The organism is Enterobacter sp., assembly GCF_977039595.1.
The window spans coordinates 32,068-48,345 of the sequence record NZ_CDRQYH010000030.1 but is presented as its reverse complement, the minus strand read 5'-3'; the positions used below and the strand labels follow the sequence as shown (position 1 = coordinate 48,345).

16 protein-coding genes and 1 pseudogene are annotated in these 16,278 nt (G+C 57.1%); 10 read left to right on the top strand and 7 right to left on the bottom strand.

The features are described 5' to 3' along the window. Positions 1-123: 123 nt before the first annotated feature. Both ACWYRJ_RS11385 and ACWYRJ_RS11380 read left to right on the top strand, forming a co-directional pair. Positions 124-369 (top strand): annotated as a pseudogene (locus ACWYRJ_RS11385) (flavin reductase); the annotation flags it as partial. A gap of 218 nt (positions 370-587) precedes the next feature. Continuing rightward, positions 588-998 carry a YybH family protein gene (locus tag ACWYRJ_RS11380; protein ID WP_223582050.1) on the top strand — a complete coding sequence of 137 codons (411 nt, stop codon included), beginning with the start codon at positions 588-590 and terminating at the stop codon, positions 996-998. Positions 999-1,041: 43 nt separating this feature from the next. On the opposite strand, the gene ACWYRJ_RS11375 is transcribed toward ACWYRJ_RS11380, so the two are convergent. Continuing rightward, positions 1,042-1,497 (bottom strand): hypothetical protein, encoded by a 456-nt coding sequence (locus ACWYRJ_RS11375; protein WP_249577005.1) that lies wholly within the window; start codon positions 1,495-1,497, stop codon positions 1,042-1,044. 426 nt (positions 1,498-1,923) lie between these two features. Between ACWYRJ_RS11375 and ACWYRJ_RS11370 the strand changes: the two genes are divergently transcribed. The 7 genes from ACWYRJ_RS11370 (at position 1,924) to clcB (ending at position 8,566) form a co-directional block, all read left to right on the top strand. After that, entirely contained in the window at positions 1,924-2,547 is a 624-nt protein-coding gene (locus ACWYRJ_RS11370) for a glutathione S-transferase family protein (protein ID WP_111965736.1), read from the top strand. A gap of 159 nt (positions 2,548-2,706) precedes the next feature. Continuing rightward, complete coding sequence (locus ACWYRJ_RS11365; RefSeq protein ID WP_111965735.1) at positions 2,707-3,444, top strand: YoaK family protein; 738 nt, start codon at positions 2,707-2,709, stop codon at positions 3,442-3,444. Positions 3,445-3,720: 276 nt separating this feature from the next. Further along, positions 3,721-4,431, top strand: coding sequence for an osmoprotectant ABC transporter permease OsmY (gene osmY, locus ACWYRJ_RS11360; RefSeq protein WP_111965734.1), 711 nt, complete (start codon positions 3,721-3,723; stop codon positions 4,429-4,431). A gap of 18 nt (positions 4,432-4,449) precedes the next feature. Next, on the top strand, positions 4,450-5,349 hold the full coding sequence (gene osmX, locus ACWYRJ_RS11355; RefSeq protein ID WP_111965733.1) for an osmoprotectant ABC transporter substrate-binding protein OsmX: 900 nt from the start codon (positions 4,450-4,452) through the stop codon (positions 5,347-5,349). Positions 5,350-5,357: 8 nt separating this feature from the next. Continuing rightward, positions 5,358-6,005, top strand: a complete 648-nt coding sequence (osmW, locus tag ACWYRJ_RS11350; RefSeq protein ID WP_021241193.1) for an osmoprotectant ABC transporter permease OsmW — start codon at positions 5,358-5,360, stop codon at positions 6,003-6,005. Next, positions 6,005-7,153, top strand: coding sequence for an osmoprotectant ABC transporter ATP-binding protein OsmV (gene osmV, locus ACWYRJ_RS11345; protein ID WP_111965732.1), 1,149 nt, complete (start codon positions 6,005-6,007; stop codon positions 7,151-7,153). The genes osmW and osmV overlap by 1 nt, the downstream gene beginning before the upstream one ends. Positions 7,154-7,255: 102 nt before the next feature. Next, positions 7,256-8,566, top strand: coding sequence for a voltage-gated ClC-type chloride channel ClcB (gene clcB / locus ACWYRJ_RS11340; RefSeq protein WP_455507911.1), 1,311 nt, complete (start codon positions 7,256-7,258; stop codon positions 8,564-8,566). Here the strand turns inward: clcB and bioD are convergent. From bioD to ACWYRJ_RS11325, 3 genes are all read right to left on the bottom strand, one after another. Next, the gene (gene bioD, locus ACWYRJ_RS11335; RefSeq protein WP_111965730.1) at positions 8,501-9,196 is read right to left on the bottom strand and encodes a dethiobiotin synthase; all 696 of its coding nucleotides are present in this window, start codon (positions 9,194-9,196) and stop codon (positions 8,501-8,503) included. The two genes, clcB and bioD, sit on opposite strands and share 66 nt — an antisense overlap. A gap of 130 nt (positions 9,197-9,326) precedes the next feature. Continuing rightward, entirely contained in the window at positions 9,327-10,547 is a 1,221-nt protein-coding gene (gene mlc, locus ACWYRJ_RS11330; protein ID WP_111965729.1) for a sugar metabolism global transcriptional regulator Mlc, read from the bottom strand. Between the two features lie 94 nt (positions 10,548-10,641). Further along, positions 10,642-11,574 (bottom strand): LysR family transcriptional regulator, encoded by a 933-nt coding sequence (locus ACWYRJ_RS11325; protein WP_249577010.1) that lies wholly within the window; start codon positions 11,572-11,574, stop codon positions 10,642-10,644. Positions 11,575-11,695: 121 nt separating this feature from the next. Between ACWYRJ_RS11325 and ACWYRJ_RS11320 the strand changes: the two genes are divergently transcribed. Then, positions 11,696-12,949, top strand: a complete 1,254-nt coding sequence (locus ACWYRJ_RS11320) for an MFS transporter (RefSeq protein WP_111965727.1) — start codon at positions 11,696-11,698, stop codon at positions 12,947-12,949. 75 nt (positions 12,950-13,024) lie between these two features. Here the strand turns inward: ACWYRJ_RS11320 and ACWYRJ_RS11315 are convergent, their stop codons facing one another. The 3 genes from ACWYRJ_RS11315 to ACWYRJ_RS11305 all read right to left on the bottom strand — a co-directional run bounded on the left by ACWYRJ_RS11315 (position 13,025) and on the right by ACWYRJ_RS11305 (position 16,191). Continuing rightward, the gene (locus ACWYRJ_RS11315) at positions 13,025-14,416 is read right to left on the bottom strand and encodes an APC family permease (protein ID WP_045284883.1); all 1,392 of its coding nucleotides are present in this window, start codon (positions 14,414-14,416) and stop codon (positions 13,025-13,027) included. Continuing rightward, positions 14,406-14,591, bottom strand: coding sequence for a YmjE family protein (locus ACWYRJ_RS11310; protein WP_418251760.1), 186 nt, complete (start codon positions 14,589-14,591; stop codon positions 14,406-14,408). Before ACWYRJ_RS11310 ends, ACWYRJ_RS11315 begins: the two co-directional genes overlap by 11 nt. 181 nt (positions 14,592-14,772) lie before the next feature. Then, positions 14,773-16,191, bottom strand: a complete 1,419-nt coding sequence (locus ACWYRJ_RS11305) for a glutamine synthetase family protein (RefSeq protein WP_047075214.1) — start codon at positions 16,189-16,191, stop codon at positions 14,773-14,775. Positions 16,192-16,278: the final 87 nt, after the last annotated feature.

The window sequence follows — 16,278 nt, the reverse complement described above, 5'->3', positions numbered from 1 at the left end:
TCTGACGGCGCTTAGTGCTGAATTCACTATCGGCGAAGGTGAGTTGATGGCTCATGATGTCCCTCTGGGATGCGCTCCGGATGAATATGATGATCTCATATCAGGAACTTGTTCGCACCTTCCTTAGTTGTAGGTTGCGCTGGCTGGCTAGTCTGTAAGGTTATACCCAATGAAGAAAATGAAAAGCAGCACAACTTGTTCATGGGGGAAATTGTCGGAGCATGGAGTGATGACCGCGTTTTCAGGAATGGGCACTGGATTTTTGATGATGCGCCTGATGAACTACGTACTGTCCATTACGTAGCTGGCGGACAGTTTTACGCCATTGGCAAAGGTACAAAATTTAATTATGGTCCGGGAAAAGACTAATCCTTACTTCTGTATAAATGTAGCCATAGAAAATGGCTCCATAGAGGTAAGAACACCAAAATCAACCCATTAAAGATGTCCGCTCTTCGCTCTTAGCAGACCTAACGTTACCTCCCCCACCTCTTCCCCCAACGCTACCAGCCATAAAACCTGGTAGCTATACAAACACGCCAGACTGTTACGTTAATACGTGTTTACCCTTTAACGAGGAATCGTGCATGACCCCACATCCGCTACGCCAGATAATCGAATCCTGCGACCACGCCATTACCACCAAAAACTATGACGCGCTGATGGAATACTACGCCGAAGACGCGGCTCTGGTAGTTAAGCCCGGCATGACGGTGAAAGGCAAAGAAAACATCCGCAACGCGTTTATTGCCATCTCGGATTATTTCCTGGACCAATTGATTGTGGAACAAGGAGAGATGCAGGTGATCGAAGGTGGCGGCAATGCCCTCGTTATCATGGAAACCGTTCTGCGTTTTCCTGATGGTCAGGGTGGAATTACGGAAATGTCGCGCCGCGCGACCTATGTTTTTCGGCTGGAAAGCGACGGTCGCTGGCTTTGTACTATCGACAACTCCTACGGTACGTCGCTTCTGGATACCGGGAACCGATCGCGCTAATCACGGTTTCAAAGGGGCGCTGCCGCCCCTCCACGCCAGCCACTTAATGCGCAGTAATGCGCGGCTCCTTCACAAACTCAGCCAGCAGCCACACCATATCGTGCAGCAGGCCCGTCAGCTCTTTCGCTACGTGAGCGGGCAGCGTTCCACCCATCACCGCCTGTGTCAGCGCCAGAACATAGTCCACCTGAGTCAGCGTGTCCTGCCAGCAGTCCGGCACGCAGGAGTTTATTTTCTCACCCATGATCAACTGTTCAATCAGGTATGGCGGAAGCTCGACATCACAGAGTTCACGCAGCCTGCGCAGAGCCTGAAGGAGACGCTCGTACAGCGCAGTACGGCTCGCGACATCATCGGTTTCGACCAGCACGCTTACCAGCGCGGCGCAGTTGTCGGCGACGTCAAAGAGATCGGCATCGGCCGGAAGCGGTCGGGAGATACGTTGCAGAATGACGTTTTTGTCAGACGGGAGATAAGTCAGAGTTGGGATAGTCGCCATACAAGGCTTCCTTCTATATGGAGTTTATTTACCACCCTTTGAGTTCCTACGCTCGGGGGGTAGCGCTGACAGAGGTAGGAATACCGCCCATATAGAAAACGGCCAGCCTAACGGCTGCTCCGTCAGCGCCACCGTTATTGTAACGAGATCGGCACTGCTGCGACATACGTAATGTCACTATATGGTTGACGGGTTCCTACGCCCGATTGCGGATGTGCCGCAACGCAGGCACTTTACGACCGCGACCCGTTGAGGAAAAGACATAACGCTGAATTTCATAAGGTTACTTTGCGGTTTGCGAGGCGCCTTCCAGAAACATTCACCGGGGCCACACAGAGCACACCCCACCAAATTTTGCCCCAACCTCTCTGGCACATCTGGTGTATTGTTTTTAAACAATAACATCCATTAAAGGACACCTGCGCAATGATCAGCATCCTCGGCAAAACCACTTCCATCAACGTTCGTAAAGTGCTCTGGACCTGCGAAGAAGCGGGCATAGCCTATCAGCAGGAAGATTACGGCAGCGGTTTTGCCTCGACGGAAACGGATGCCTTCCGCGCACTGAACCCCAACGCCATGGTGCCGGTGCTGATTGATGGCGATTTCGTGCTGTGGGAGTCCAATTCCATCTGCCGTTATCTGGCGCGCAAGGCCGAACGTCACGATCTGCTGCCCACAGAACCGCAGGCCTGCGCCAACGTTGAGCGCTGGATGGACTGGCAGGCCACTGAATTTAACAACGCCTGGCGCTATGTCTTCCCGGCCCTGGGGCGTAAAAACCCGGACTTTAACGACCCTGAGCGCATTGCGGCGGGAATCAAAGAGTGGAACCACTGCATCACCATTCTGGAAAACCAGCTGCAGCGCACCGGGGCTTTTGCGGCGGGCGAGACGTTTACCCTTGCGGACGTGGTGCTTGGGCTGTCGGTGAATCGCTGGAAAATGACGCCGTTTGATAAGCCAGACGTGCCCGCCATTGAGGCGTGGTTCGAGCGCCTTAACCAGCGTCCGGCATTTTTGCGTCACGGCAATAACGGTATGGTGTAAAACTTAATGCCTGAATGAATACCGCAACGAGGCTGTTTTATTTAATTACGAAACCCTGAAAGTCGTCAGAGGGAATAATAATTAAGCCATATCCTGGACAGCCCGTTGAATCGCTTTGCTAGCCTGAATAGGCAGGCAAAGCTCAACCCGGAGGTATTCTTGCTGATAAGACTCAAGAAAGAACGAACGCATAAGGAGGATCGCCGGCTTGCTCTCTGGCTGGCGACCTCGGCAGGTTTGCTTAACGCCATCGCCCTTGGGGCATTTGGTTTTTTTCCCTCACACATGACCGGCAACACCTCACAGTTATCCAGCGAAGTTTCTTCTACCGATCTGAGCGATATTATTTTCTTCGGCTCGATTATTCTCTCATTTGTGGCTGGCGCCATTATTGCGCGCACAATTGTCATATGGGGTATTATCCATAACGTCAGGCTGGTTTTTTGCCAGATCCTTTTTGTCGAGGGGATATTACTGACCGGCGTTTCCTTCTACGAAATGTATTTCCATGCGCTCAACAACAACCGCGAAATTATTCTTTTTCTCTGCTTTCTGATGGGCATTCATAATTCCACCTCCACGCAGCTTTCCGGCGGACGAGTGAGGTCGACGCACATTACCGGCACGCTAACGGACGCGGGGATTTCCCTGGCCTCCGTAATGGTCGCGATGCTGCGCAGGGATTACTCCAAAGATACGGCGGCGCAAAAAAGTCAGCTAAAAACCCACTTAACCACCCTGTTTTCGTTCATTACGGGCGGTATCGCGGGGCTGCTGCTGTTCAGATGGATTGGCTTCAACGCCATGCTGGCGCTGGGGTTGATGCTTGCGGTTGTCGCCGTGGTATCAATTATCACCGTCTCGTCGCGGGTTCGACGGGTGCGTGCCACTCTATGAAGATAATGACCTTTTTTCGGTGTAAGATCTCTTTAGATGTGACGTTGTCACATCTAAAGATTCGCTTTAGGACTATTCTGCCCGCCACACAATCAGGCCTTTCGCCGTAAGGCCTGGCTTAAGGTTGCCACTGTTTTCATAGGGTTACTGATTTTACCCCTTCGCTGGAACCCTTCCCAAACGCTTGCTATAGGTGAAATACCCCTGCCGAAACATGGCATAACAACAGGCAACCGGTGGTTGCTATAACGCATGCGCACAGGGAGACACACCGCAATGCACCCTTTACTCAAACGTTCGCTGCTGTTTGTCGGCGCCATTATCGTGGTCCTCGCCCTCCTCGTCTGGGGTATCGGACTGGAAACGATCAAGGCGCGTCAGGTTGACCTGGTCTACCTCGGGCAACAGCACATGATTCTGGTTTTCTCATCAATGTTCTTTGCCCTGATGGTGGGTATTCCGGCCGGTATTCTGCTGAGCCGCCCGGCCGCACGGGGTATCGCCGAATATGTGATGCAAATCTTCAACGTAGGCAACACGCTGCCGCCGCTGGCCGTGCTCGCACTGGCGATGGTGGTGATCGGCATTGGCGATACGCCCGCCATTATCGCCCTGTTCCTCGCCTCGCTGCTGCCGATCGTCCGCAATACCTATGCCGGGCTGTGCTCGGTCCCGCCGTCGCTGCTGGAAGCGGCAAACGGCATCGGGATGACCAAATGGCAGCGTCTGCGCCAGGTTGAGCTGCCTGCCGCCTGGCCGGTGATGCTCTCCGGCATTCGCATTGCGACCGCCATTAACGTTGGTACCGCGCCGCTGGCGTTCCTGATTGGCGCCAGCAGCTACGGCGAGCTAATTTTCCCCGGCATTTACCTGAACGATTTCCCGACCCTGATCCTCGGCGCGGCTGCCACCGCCCTGTTCGCCCTGATCCTCGATACCCTGCTGGCGGCGCTGGGTCGCGTGATGAGTCCCCATCTCCCCCGATAACAATAACAAGGAGCTTTTATGAGACTGATATCCGGCCTGGCGGCGCTGTGTGCCGCGGCGCTGTTTACCAGCCAGTCGATAGCGGCCCCGCTGATTCTGGCAACCAAGAGCTTTACCGAGCAGCACATTCTCTCGGCGATGACCGTGCAGTACCTGCAGAAGAAAGGATTCCAGGTGCAGCCGCAAACCAATATCGCCACGGTGATCTCCCGCAACGCGATGATCAACAAGCAGATTGATATGACCTGGGAGTACACCGGCACGTCATTAATCATCTTTAACCACATCAACAAGCGCATGTCGCCCCAAGAGTCTTACGAGACGGTGAAACGCCTGGACGCGAAGCACGGTCTGGTCTGGCTCAAGCCCGCCGACATGAACAACACCTATGCGTTCGCCATGCAGCGCAAGCGCGCCGAGGCGGAACATATCAACACCATGTCGGAGATGGTGGCCAAGATTGAGCAGGTCCGTAAAACCAACCCGGACAAAAACTGGCTGCTGGGCTTAGACCTGGAATTCGCCGGGCGTAGCGACGGCATGAAGCCGCTTCAGGCCGCCTATAAGATGGACCTGGACCGCCCGCAGATCCGTCAGATGGACCCCGGACTGGTCTATAACGCGGTGCGCGACGGCTTCGTCGACGCCGGGCTGATTTATACCACCGACGGCCGCGTGAAGGGCTTCGACCTCAAGGTGCTGGAAGATGATAAAGGCTTCTTCCCGAGCTATGCGGTGACGCCGGTGGTACGTAAAGACACGCTGGAGGCCAACCCCGGCCTGGAAGAGGCGCTCAACACCCTCTCGGCCCAGCTCAACAACGACGTTATCACCGAGCTAAACAAAAAGGTGGATATCGACCATCAGTCACCGCAGCAGGTCGCCCGCGATTTCCTGCGTAGCAAACAGCTGCTGTAGGAGGCACTATGGAGACGATTCACTACATTCTGGACAACTGGGATTACCTCTTAACCCTGACGCTGCAGCACCTGTGGCTGGTGGCGCTGGCCGTGGGCTTAGCCATTCTCATCGGCGTACCGCTGGGCATTCTGATTGTCCGCCACAGGTGGCTGGCGACGCCGGTGCTGGGGATTGCCACCATCGTGCTGACCATCCCGTCCATTGCGCTGTTTGGCCTGATGATCCCGCTGTTTTCGCTGATCGGTCAGGGAATTGGCGCCCTGCCTGCGATCACGGCGGTATTTCTCTACTCGCTGCTGCCGATTGTGCGTAACACCCATACGGCGCTCGACAGCCTGCCGCCGGGCCTGCGTGAAGCCGGACGCGGCATCGGCATGACCTTCTGGCAGCGCCTGCGCTGGGTCGAAATCCCGATGGCGCTGCCGGTGATTTTCGGCGGGATCCGCACCGCCGTGGTGATGAACATCGGCGTGATGGCGATTGCCGCGGTGATCGGCGCGGGCGGTTTGGGCCTGCTGCTGCTCAACGGCATCGGCGGAAGTGATATCCGCATGTTGATTGCGGGCGCGCTGATGATTTGTCTTTTAGCGATTGTGCTCGACTGGCTGCTGCACCGTCTGCAGGTGGTTCTGACTCCGAAGGGGATTCGATAATGATAAAACTGGAAAACCTCACCAAACAATTTTCACAGAAGCACGGCCAGACCTTTAAGGCCGTCGACAACGTCAACCTGAACGTGCCTGAAGGGGAAATGTGTGTGCTGCTGGGCCCGTCCGGCTGCGGGAAGACCACCACACTGAAGATGATTAACCGCCTCATTACCCCAAGCAGCGGGACGATCCTGATCAACGGCGAAGACACCAGCGGGATGGACACCGTCACACTGCGCCGCAACATTGGCTACGTGATCCAGCAGATTGGCCTGTTCCCGAACATGACCATCGAAGAGAACATTACCGTCGTGCCGCGCATGCTGGGCTGGGATAAAGCGCGCTGTAAAACCCGCGCCGAAGAGCTAATGGATATGGTGGCGCTGGATCCGCATAAGTTCCTGAATCGCTATCCGCGCGAGATGTCCGGCGGCCAGCAACAGCGCATCGGCGTGATCCGCGCCCTGGCGGCGGATCCTCCGGTACTGCTGATGGATGAACCTTTCGGCGCGGTGGACCCGATCAACCGCGAGGTGATCCAGAACCAGTTCCTGGAGATGCAGCGCAAGCTGAAAAAAACCGTCATGCTGGTGAGCCACGATATCGACGAAGCCCTGAAGCTCGGCGACCGTATCGCGGTGTTCCGTCAGGGGAAAATCGTGCAGTGCGCCAGCCCGGACGAACTGCTGGCGAAACCAGCAAACGAGTTTGTCGGCTCGTTTGTCGGTCAGGACCGCACCCTGAAGCGCCTGCTGCTGGTATCGGCGGGCGACGTCACCGACCAGCAGCCGACCATTACGGTGCGGGGCTCTACTCCGCTTTCCGAAGCCTTTGCGACCATGGATGATAATGATATTCGCGCAATTACCGTAGTCGACGAGCACGGCAAGCCGCTGGGCTTTGTGAAGCGTCGCGAAGCGCGTAACGCCAGCGGGACCTGCGCCGACATCCTGCATCCGTTCCGCATGACCGGCAAGGCGGAAGACAACCTGCGCGTGGTGCTGTCACGCCTGTATGAGAGCAACACCAGCTGGATGCCGATCGTAGATGAGGACGGGCGCTACAACGGCGAGATTTCTCAGGACTATATTGCCGAGTATCTGAGTTCAGGTCGTACGCGCCGGGCGCTGAATATTCACACCGACAGCTAACCTTTCTGGCCGGGCATCGCCCGGCTTTTCCGCACGCATACCTTTTGCTACCCCCGCGATTTCCCGCCACAATATTATATCTTTCCCGTTTACTCGCGACCCATGCAACGTCTTCATACGTACCCAGACATCCGCGCGATGTTTCGTCGACTGCTGATTGCTACCGTCACCGGCGTGCTGGCCGCGCTGGCTGTTGCGGTGTTCCGCCACAGCATGTATCTGCTGGAGTGGCTGCTTCTCAGCAACGACAGCGGCAGCCTGGTGAATGCCGCCGCGTCGCTCTCACCCTGGCGGCGCGCGCTGACGCCCGCGCTGGGAGGGCTGGCTGCCGGGCTGCTGCTCTGGGGATGGCAGCGCCTGACCGCTCAGCGGCCACATGCCCCTACCGATTACATGGAAGCGCTGGAGACGGGCGACGGTCAGTTTGACTACGGCGCCAGCCTGGTTAAATCCCTTGCCTCTCTGCTTGTCGTTGCCAGCGGAAGCGCAATCGGGCGTGAAGGGGCGATGATCCTGCTTGCTGCCCTCGCCGCCTCCTTTTTTGCCCGGCGCTTTACGCCCAAGTCCGAATGGAAGTTATGGATCGCCTGCGGCGCAGCGGCCGGGATGGCCAGCGCCTACCATGCTCCATTAGCCGGAAGCCTGTTTATTGCGGAGATTCTGTTTGGCACCCTGATGCTGGCCTCGCTCGGCCCCGTCATTATCGCGGCGGTGGTGGCGCTGCTCACCACGCAGCTCCTGGCGCCGGGTACCGGCACGCTCTACGCGGTCCATTTGAGCGGCACACTCACCGCAGCCGATTATGCCCTGCTGGTCGCCATGGGGCTGCTGGCAGGGCTTTGCGGACCGCTGCTGATGTGGTTGATGGCATTCAGCCACGGTCTTTTCCTGCACTTAAAACTCTCGCCTCCGTGGCAATTAGCGCTGGGCGGTGCGCTCGTTGGGCTGCTGTCTCTTCTGACGCCGAAGGTGTGGGGGAATGGCTACAGCGTGGTTCAGGCTTTTCTGCTCGCGCCGCCGCTGCTGTCGGTGATTGCCGGAGTGTTCATCTGTAAGCTGCTGGCTGTACTGGCGAGCAGCGGATCGGGTGCGCCGGGCGGGGTGTTCACGCCCACGCTGTTTGTCGGCATGGCAACAGGCATGCTATTCGCGCAGTTTTTCGCGCTGTGGCTGCCGGGTTCTGAAACGGCTATTTTGCTGGGGCTGGCAGGGATGGCAACGCTACTCGCCGCGACCACGCATGCGCCCATTATGTCGGCGCTGATGGTCTGTGAAATGACCGGACAGTATTTTTTACTGCCCGGTTTGCTGGTCGCCTGCGTGGTGGCGTCCGTATTGTCGCGGACGTTACGCCACGACTCGATCTACGGTCAGCACGCCACCGAGGGCAGAGAGATCGATGTACTGCGCTAGCTCGCGCTGCTCGGCGCGTGGCAAATAAGGCAGCTCGCCGACTAATGGGCCAGGCAGTTTGGTGCTCAGCACGTCAATAATCTCGGCGTAGTGCGCCAGGCCCGGGTTGATGCGGTTTGCCACCCAGCCAATCAGCGGCAGGCCGTCATTGGCAATCGCCTGCGCCGTCAGCAGCGCGTGGTTGATGCACCCTTCCTGGATCCCTACCACCATTACCACCGGAAGCTGCTCCTGCACAACCCATTCAGACAGCGGGCGCAAATCATTCATCAGGCTGCGCCAGCCGCCCGTCCCTTCAACCACTACGTGGTCAACCTTCTCGCTCAGGTTCGCCAGTCCGTCGGACAACAGGGGATAATTAATCAGGCCGCTGTGCGCTACGCTGCTCTCCTCTTCGCTTAACGCAATGGGATTGACCGCGTGATAAGGCAGTTCCAGTGACGAGACGCTTTGCAGCACCAGGGCGTCTTTATTACGCAATCCTTCTGGCGTCTCTTTACTGCCTTTTGCGACCGGTTTGTACCCTGCCACGCGTTTACCGCTTGCTGCCAGCGCCTGCAGCAATGCGCGGGATACGACGGTCTTGCCGACAGAGGTATCTGTACCAGTAACAAAGAAACGCTTAAGCATGACTCACTCCACCTCTTGGGTATGCTTCGAAAATATAAACCAGGTAAATAATTCAGTGGAGGAAGTCTACGGGATGCATGCGCTACCCGGCTTGAGATAGCGCAATTTTTCTTACATCAGCGGAAAAGAGTTAACCCTGTAGCAGGCGGATCAACAGCGAGCCGTTATACATGGCATCTTTGACCAGCGCCGCGCCTGCCATCGTGCCCTGGTTGGAAAACTGGGTGCTTTCTACCGCAATATTTTTGCTGTAGGCGGGAAGCGACTGCTGATGGATACAGGCCGAGATCGCCGGGAAGAGGATTTCCGCCGCCTGGCTCAGCGGTGAGCCAATGAGGATTTTTTGCGGGTTGAAGAGGTTCACCATAATGGCCAGAATGCGGCCAACGTTGTTCCCTACTCCAGTAATAATGTCCTTCGCCAGCAGATCGCCCTGGCGCGCGGCGGCGCAGAGAGAATCCACCGTTAAGGGTTGTCCGTGCAGCGAGGAGCTCATGGACTGGCTGAGCCGGACCTGCGCCAGTTCCAGCACGCTTTCCACGCTGGCAATGGTCTCCAGACAGCCGTGGTTCCCGCAGTAGCAGCGCTTGCCGTAAGGGTCGACCTGGGTATGTCCGATTTCCACCAGGCTGCTGCTTCCGGCGTGGAGAAGCCGTCCATCGGTAATCACGCCCGCCCCGACGTTATGGTCGATAACCACCTGAATCACATCCCGCGCGCCGCGGGACGCGCCGAACAGCGCTTCCGCCATCGTCCAGGCGCTGATGTCATGCTGAATATAGACCGGCACGCCGGTATGGTTTTTCAGCACCTCTCCCAGCGGCATCTCTTTCACATCGTCGTAGAACGGCATGCGGTGAACAATACCATTTTCGGTATCAATAATACCCGGCATGGTGATGGCGATCGCCGTTAAGCGTTCAAGGCGCTGCTGATGGCGGATAAAGAAGCGATCGATGTGCGAGACAATCGCCTCAAGGAGCGACTCCTCGGCGTTGAGCGGCAGTTCAAGACGGTCTTCCACCACCAGCTTGCTGCTCAGGTCGCGCAGCGCAAGGAAGATCTCCCCCCGGCTGATGCGCAGCGACAGATAGTGCCAGGCCTCCGTCTCCACCACCAGCCCAACGGCCGGACGGCCACGGCTGCCCGGCTCCTGAATTTCCGTCTCCTGAACCAGGTGTGCTTCCAGCATCTCGCGGACTATCTTGGTGATACTGGCAGGTGCCAGCTGTGCCAGGCGCGAAAGATCGATACGCGAAACCGGACCAAGCTGATCAATCAGGCGATACACCGCGCCAGCGTTGGTCTGCTTAATCTGATCAATATGCCCTGGCTGACTATCCGCGACCACCTCGTACTCCCTTATTTTCGAGCTTCGAAATAAACTGTTGGCTATGGTGAAGCACTTGTATGGCTGCCGTCAAATATTTACTTAGCCATGTGATTTACCGCACATTTTTGCCCACTTTTGCCTGAAAATGCTGCCCGGCAGAGGCGTTCATCAACTGCTGTTTGAAGCGCTGCGCGGCGTGGCTCTGTTCTCGATGTTTTGACCAGACCAGCCACATCTCTGAAACGGCATCCTCTTCGGCAATGGTTACCCAGCGCATTTCGCGCAGTTGTACCCGTTTAAAGGAGGCTGGAAGAATAGAGACGCCCAGCCCGGCGGCGACCAGGCCGATAATCGTCATCGCTTCCCCGACTTCCTGGGTGATGACCGGGGCAAGATCGTAGCGGCGCATCAGCCCCAGAATATCGTCATACAGACCCGTTCCAACCTGCGGGTCAAAAAAGACAAACGGCTCTTTTGCCAGCTCAGCCAGCGAAACCGTCGGACGCGACGCCAGCGGGTGATCGTGTGGGATCATGGCCATCAGCGGCTCACGCAGGATCACCTCCCACTCCATCGAGTCCGCCAGCTGGGTATTACGCATCAGCCCCAGATCCAGCGAGCCTTCATTCAGCGGCGCGATCTGCTCGCGGGTGTTGATCTCGCGCGTTTGAATGTGAACATCCGGGAAATGGCGGCGGAATGACGACAGGGTTTCCGAGACGGCGCTGATAAACGGCGCGGACGAGGTAAACCCGATGCGCAACTCTCCGGCTTCCCCGAGATAGAGCCGTTCTGCCCGAGCGGCGGCGTCATCGACCATGCTCAGAATTTGTCGGCTGTCGTTCAGAAACTGCTTACCCGCCGCCGTCAGGCTCACGCTGCGGTTGGTGCGGGCCAGAAGGCGCGCCCCGACCTGCTGCTCCAGGATCTGAATCTGCTGGCTTAACGGTGGCTGAGAGATGTTTAGCCGTGCCGCCGCGCGGCCAAAATGCAGCTCTTCGGCGACGGCGACAAAGTAGCGGAGATGACGCAGCTCGATATTCATATTTCTAAAGTATCATTTGAGATTATTAATATATTAGACAGAATATTTACATTTTCCTACCCTAAACAGGTGGTCATACCCGTCACCAGAAATCACGGGGATGTTTAAGCAAGGAAACTGTGTGAGTCGTACAACTACTATTGATATCGATCCGGCCAGAGATATCAATGATTTACCCGCAGCATCGCAGCCGGTTCAGTTCATTAAACGTGGTACTCCCCAATTTATGCGCGTCACGCTGGCGCTCTTTTCCGCCGGTCTGGCAACCTTCGCCCTGCTCTATTGCGTACAGCCGATCCTGCCCGTTCTCTCCCATGAGTTTGGCGTATCGCCTGCCAGCAGCAGCGTTTCACTCTCTATTTCTACCGGCATGCTGGCGATTGGCCTGCTCTTTACCGGGCCGCTGTCCGACGCCATTGGCCGTAAACCGGTGATGGTAACCGCGCTGATGCTGGCCTCGGTCTGTACGTTACTCTCTACCATGATGACCAGCTGGCACGGTATTCTGGTGATGCGCGCGCTGATTGGGCTCTCGCTTAGCGGCGTGGCGGCGGTCGGGATGACCTATCTCAGCGAGGAGATCCACCCGAGCTTTGTTGCCTTCTCTATGGGGCTTTACATCAGCGGGAACTCGATTGGCGGAATGAGCGGACGTCTGCTGAGCGGGGTATTCACGGACTTCTTTAACTGGCGTATTGCGCTGGCAGTCATCGGGTGTTTTGCGCTGGCATCTGCTCTGATGTTCTGGAAAATTCTGCCGGAATCGCGTCATTTCCGTCCGACCTCGTTGCGCCCGAAAACGCTGTTTATCAACTTCCGCCTGCACTGGCGCGACAAGGGGCTGCCGCGCCTGTTCCTGACCGGCTTCCTGCTGATGGGCTCGTTCGTCACGCTGTTTAACTATATTGGCTACCGCCTGATGCTCTCGCCGTGGCATCTGAGCCAGGCGGTGGTCGGCCTGCTTTCCGTGGCTTACCTTACCGGCACCTGGAGCTCGCCGAAGGCCGGGGCGATGACCGCACGCTATGGCCGCGGCCCGGTCATGCTGTTCTTCACGGCGATGATGCTGGTCGGCCTGTTGCTGACGCTCTTCTCCTCCCTGTGGCTGATTTTTGCCGGCATGCTGCTCTTCTCCGCGGGGTTCTTCGCCGCGCATTCGGTCGCCAGCAGCTGGATTGGACCGCGCGCCCGTCGCGCCAAAGGTCAGGCATCGTCGCTGTATCTGTTTAGCTATTACCTGGGGTCCAGCATCGCCGGGACGCTCGGCGGTGTCTTCTGGCATAACTACGGCTGGAACGGCGTGGGCGGGTTTATCGCGCTGATGCTGTGCGCCGCGCTGCTGGTTGGCGCAAGTCTTCATAAACGTCTGAGATAATACGCCTGCGGGCTGATGTCCGTTAAGACGCTCCATCCACAAAAACGGCACCAGCGTACTGGTGCCGTTTCACGTTCAGGAATCCCAGGCCTGCTCTATCTTACCGGCTTCAAACTGCGGAGGCGGTTTGCGGAAACGGCGCGTGAGCCACGTCAGGTAAAGGATCCCCAGTGCCGCCCAGATGAGGCCAAGCGTCAGGGACGTCGCTTCGAGGTTTATCCACAGCACGCCGACCGTGACGGCACCGATGAGCGGCAGCAGGAGATAGTGGAAACGATCTTTCCACGTTTTGTTCAGCCCCTTACGCCGCCAGAAATGGTTGTACACCGAGAGATTAACAAACGTAAACGCCACCAGCGCGCCGAAATTGATCAGCGCCGTCGCGGTCACGAGATCGAAGTACAGGGCCGACAGCGCCACTATCCCAACCATAATGACGTTCAGGGCCGGCGTACGCCATTTCGGATGCACGTAGCCAAACACCCGCTCCGGAAACACGTTGTCACGCCCCATCACATACAGTAAGCGCGAGACGCTGGCGTGCGAGGCCAGGCCTGAAGCGAGCGTATTCACAAACGTGGTACACAGAAACACCGACTGGAAGAGCTTGCCGCCCACGTACAGCGCTATTTCCGGCAGCGCGGCGTCCGGGTTCTTGAAGCGCGCGATCGTCGGGAAAAAGAGTTGCATGAAAAACGAGGCAACAATGAATATCAGCCCGCCATACAGAGCGGTGAGGAAAATCGCTTTGGGGATCACCCGCGCCGCGTTTGGCGTCTCTTCCGACAGCGTGGTGACCGCGTCAAAGCCGAGGAAAGAGAAGCAGACGATAGTCGCGCCGGTAATAATCGGGATCAGGTGCGCGTTCTCGCTGATAAACGGCTGGAGCGACCAGACGGTGCCGACGCCCTCCCCCTTGTGCAGACCGTGCACCACGAGTATGACAAACACCACCATGATGGCGATCTGCACCAGCACAAACAGGGTGTTAAAGTTGGCGACCAGATTCACACTCTTGAGGTTCGCCAGCGTCAGGATCGTTACAAACCCCACCACCCAAACCCACGGCGGGACTTCAGGGAACAACGCGGAAAGGTAGATCTTCGCCAGCAGCACGTTGATCATCGGCAGGAAGAGATAATCCAGCAGCGATGACCAGCCGACCATAAAGCCTAAGTGGGGTCCGATCGATTTCTGCGTGTAGGTATACGCAGAGCCTGCTTCCGGGAACTGTCGTACCAGTTTACCGTAGCTGATGGCGGTAAACATGACGCCAGCCAGCGCCAGGAGATACGAGGCGGGCACGTGGCCGTTGCTGATACCGGACACAATGCCGAAGGTATCAAACACGGTCATGGGGGTGAGATAAGCCAGCCCCATCATGACCACCTGCCAGAGCTTGAGGGAACTGCGCAGCCGGGTTCTTCCGGCCATGCCCGGCGAGTCAAGAGAGGTGTTAGTCGCCATAAACCGTCCCCCCCATGCTTACCGTGGTTTGCAATCGCGCTGTCCTTAACGCAAACCTGCTTAGCAAAGGGGGAAGTTGTAAAGAACACACGCGATCGTACCAGCGCACCGTCTCTGGCTCGCACTCACAGCAGGCGCCTGACTGGCCCCCTTCGCCCTGCGGATAGTTGAACATCTGCATCATTTCCTACCTCGTCACACAGTGTCGTTAAGAAAATCCCTGTGCCGCCTGCGCTCCATAACGCGACTCCCGGGAGATAGCTGGCGTGCCAGCAAACAGTTAGGCCAGGCTCCGCGCAGGCCGTTTGGTGTTACGTATGAGATGAAACAAAGCGGCCCCTTACCGGGGCACGTCATCAGGCGTTTTTCAGCATCCACTCAATTTCCGTTTCGGTAATCAGGCGTTCAAACTGCAGTAATTCATCGTTTTTGCAGGCGTGATAGACGTGGCAGAAGCGTTCGCCCAGCCGCTCGCGCAGGCTATCGTTTTGCATAAATTCCCACAGCGCATCGCTCTGGCGGATCGGGAACGGCAGTCCGTCCTGCTCCAGACCATTTCCTTCCACTTCTTCCTGCAGCGGTAAATCGTTATCCAGGCCATGTAAAATGCCGGCAAAAATAGCCGCCATCACCAGATACGGATTCGCGTCAGCGCCCGCTACCCGGTACTCGACCCGATGGTTATGGCGATCGCCGCAGGGGATACGCAGGGCAACGGTGCGATTATTGTGTCCCCATGACGCCTGCGTCGGCACGTACATTCCCGGCTGGAAACGGCGGTAGGAGTTGACGTTCGGTGCCAGCAGCGCCATAGACGCAGGCATCAGGTCGATCATCCCGGCCAGCGCGCGTTTCAGCAGCGCGGAATCCTCGCCGCTGGCGTCTGCGAGCACGTTTTCGCCTCGGTTGTTTTGCATGCTGATATGGATGTGCATCCCGCTGCCCGCATGTTCTTCATACGGCTTTGCCATAAACGTGGCGTGCATCTTATGTTTTTCTGCCATCTGCCTGACGAGACGTTTTAGCGCCAGCGCATCATCGCAGGCATCGAGCACGTTTTCCGTATGGTGCAGGTTTATCTCAAACTGGCCCGGAGAGGCCTCAGCCACTGCCCCGTCGGCGGGGATCAGCTGCAGCTGCGCCAGTTCGTCAATGTCGTTCAGTACGTCAGCAAAGTGGTTCAGATTATCAACCGAGTAGACCTGACTCTGCGTGTTGCGCACGTCGGTCCCCGGCGCGCAGGGTGGCTGCAGATAGCCGTCGGCATCGCGTTTACGGTCAAGTAAATAGAACTCCAGCTCTACCGCTACCACGGGGAACAGGCCGCGCTGGCGCAGCTGCTGCCAGAGTCGGTTGAGTACGTTCCGCGGCTCAACGTCAAAGGGAGCGCCATCTTCATCGACCATGGTGAGCTGCACCTGACCAATGTATTCCGGGTCGGCGGCGGACGGCGTCAGGGTGCCCGGTACCGGCACGCAGATACAGTCCGGCTCGCCGAGCTCCTGTCCCAGGCCCGCCTCTTCCACGACGTTACCCAAAATGTCCATGGCGAAAACCGATGCCGGGAAATAGCAGCCTTTTTCAAGCTTGCTCAGTCCGGCAACCGGGATGCGTTTACCGCGAAAACAGCCGTTCAGGTCGGTCAGGAGGACATCAATAAACTGGGTGTCAGGATACTTTTCTAAATAGCGCTTCACTTCCTGCGTAAAGGCGCTGCCCCGCCTCTCATCCGTGTGCTGAACAAAGTTCTCAACTTCTACGATATTGGTTTCCATGATTTACCACCGTTTTTGGGATTTGCGTTCGCTGCTCTGGACTGTCAAATATAATGTCCACCCTATCGAATCTGTATGCAAATAAAT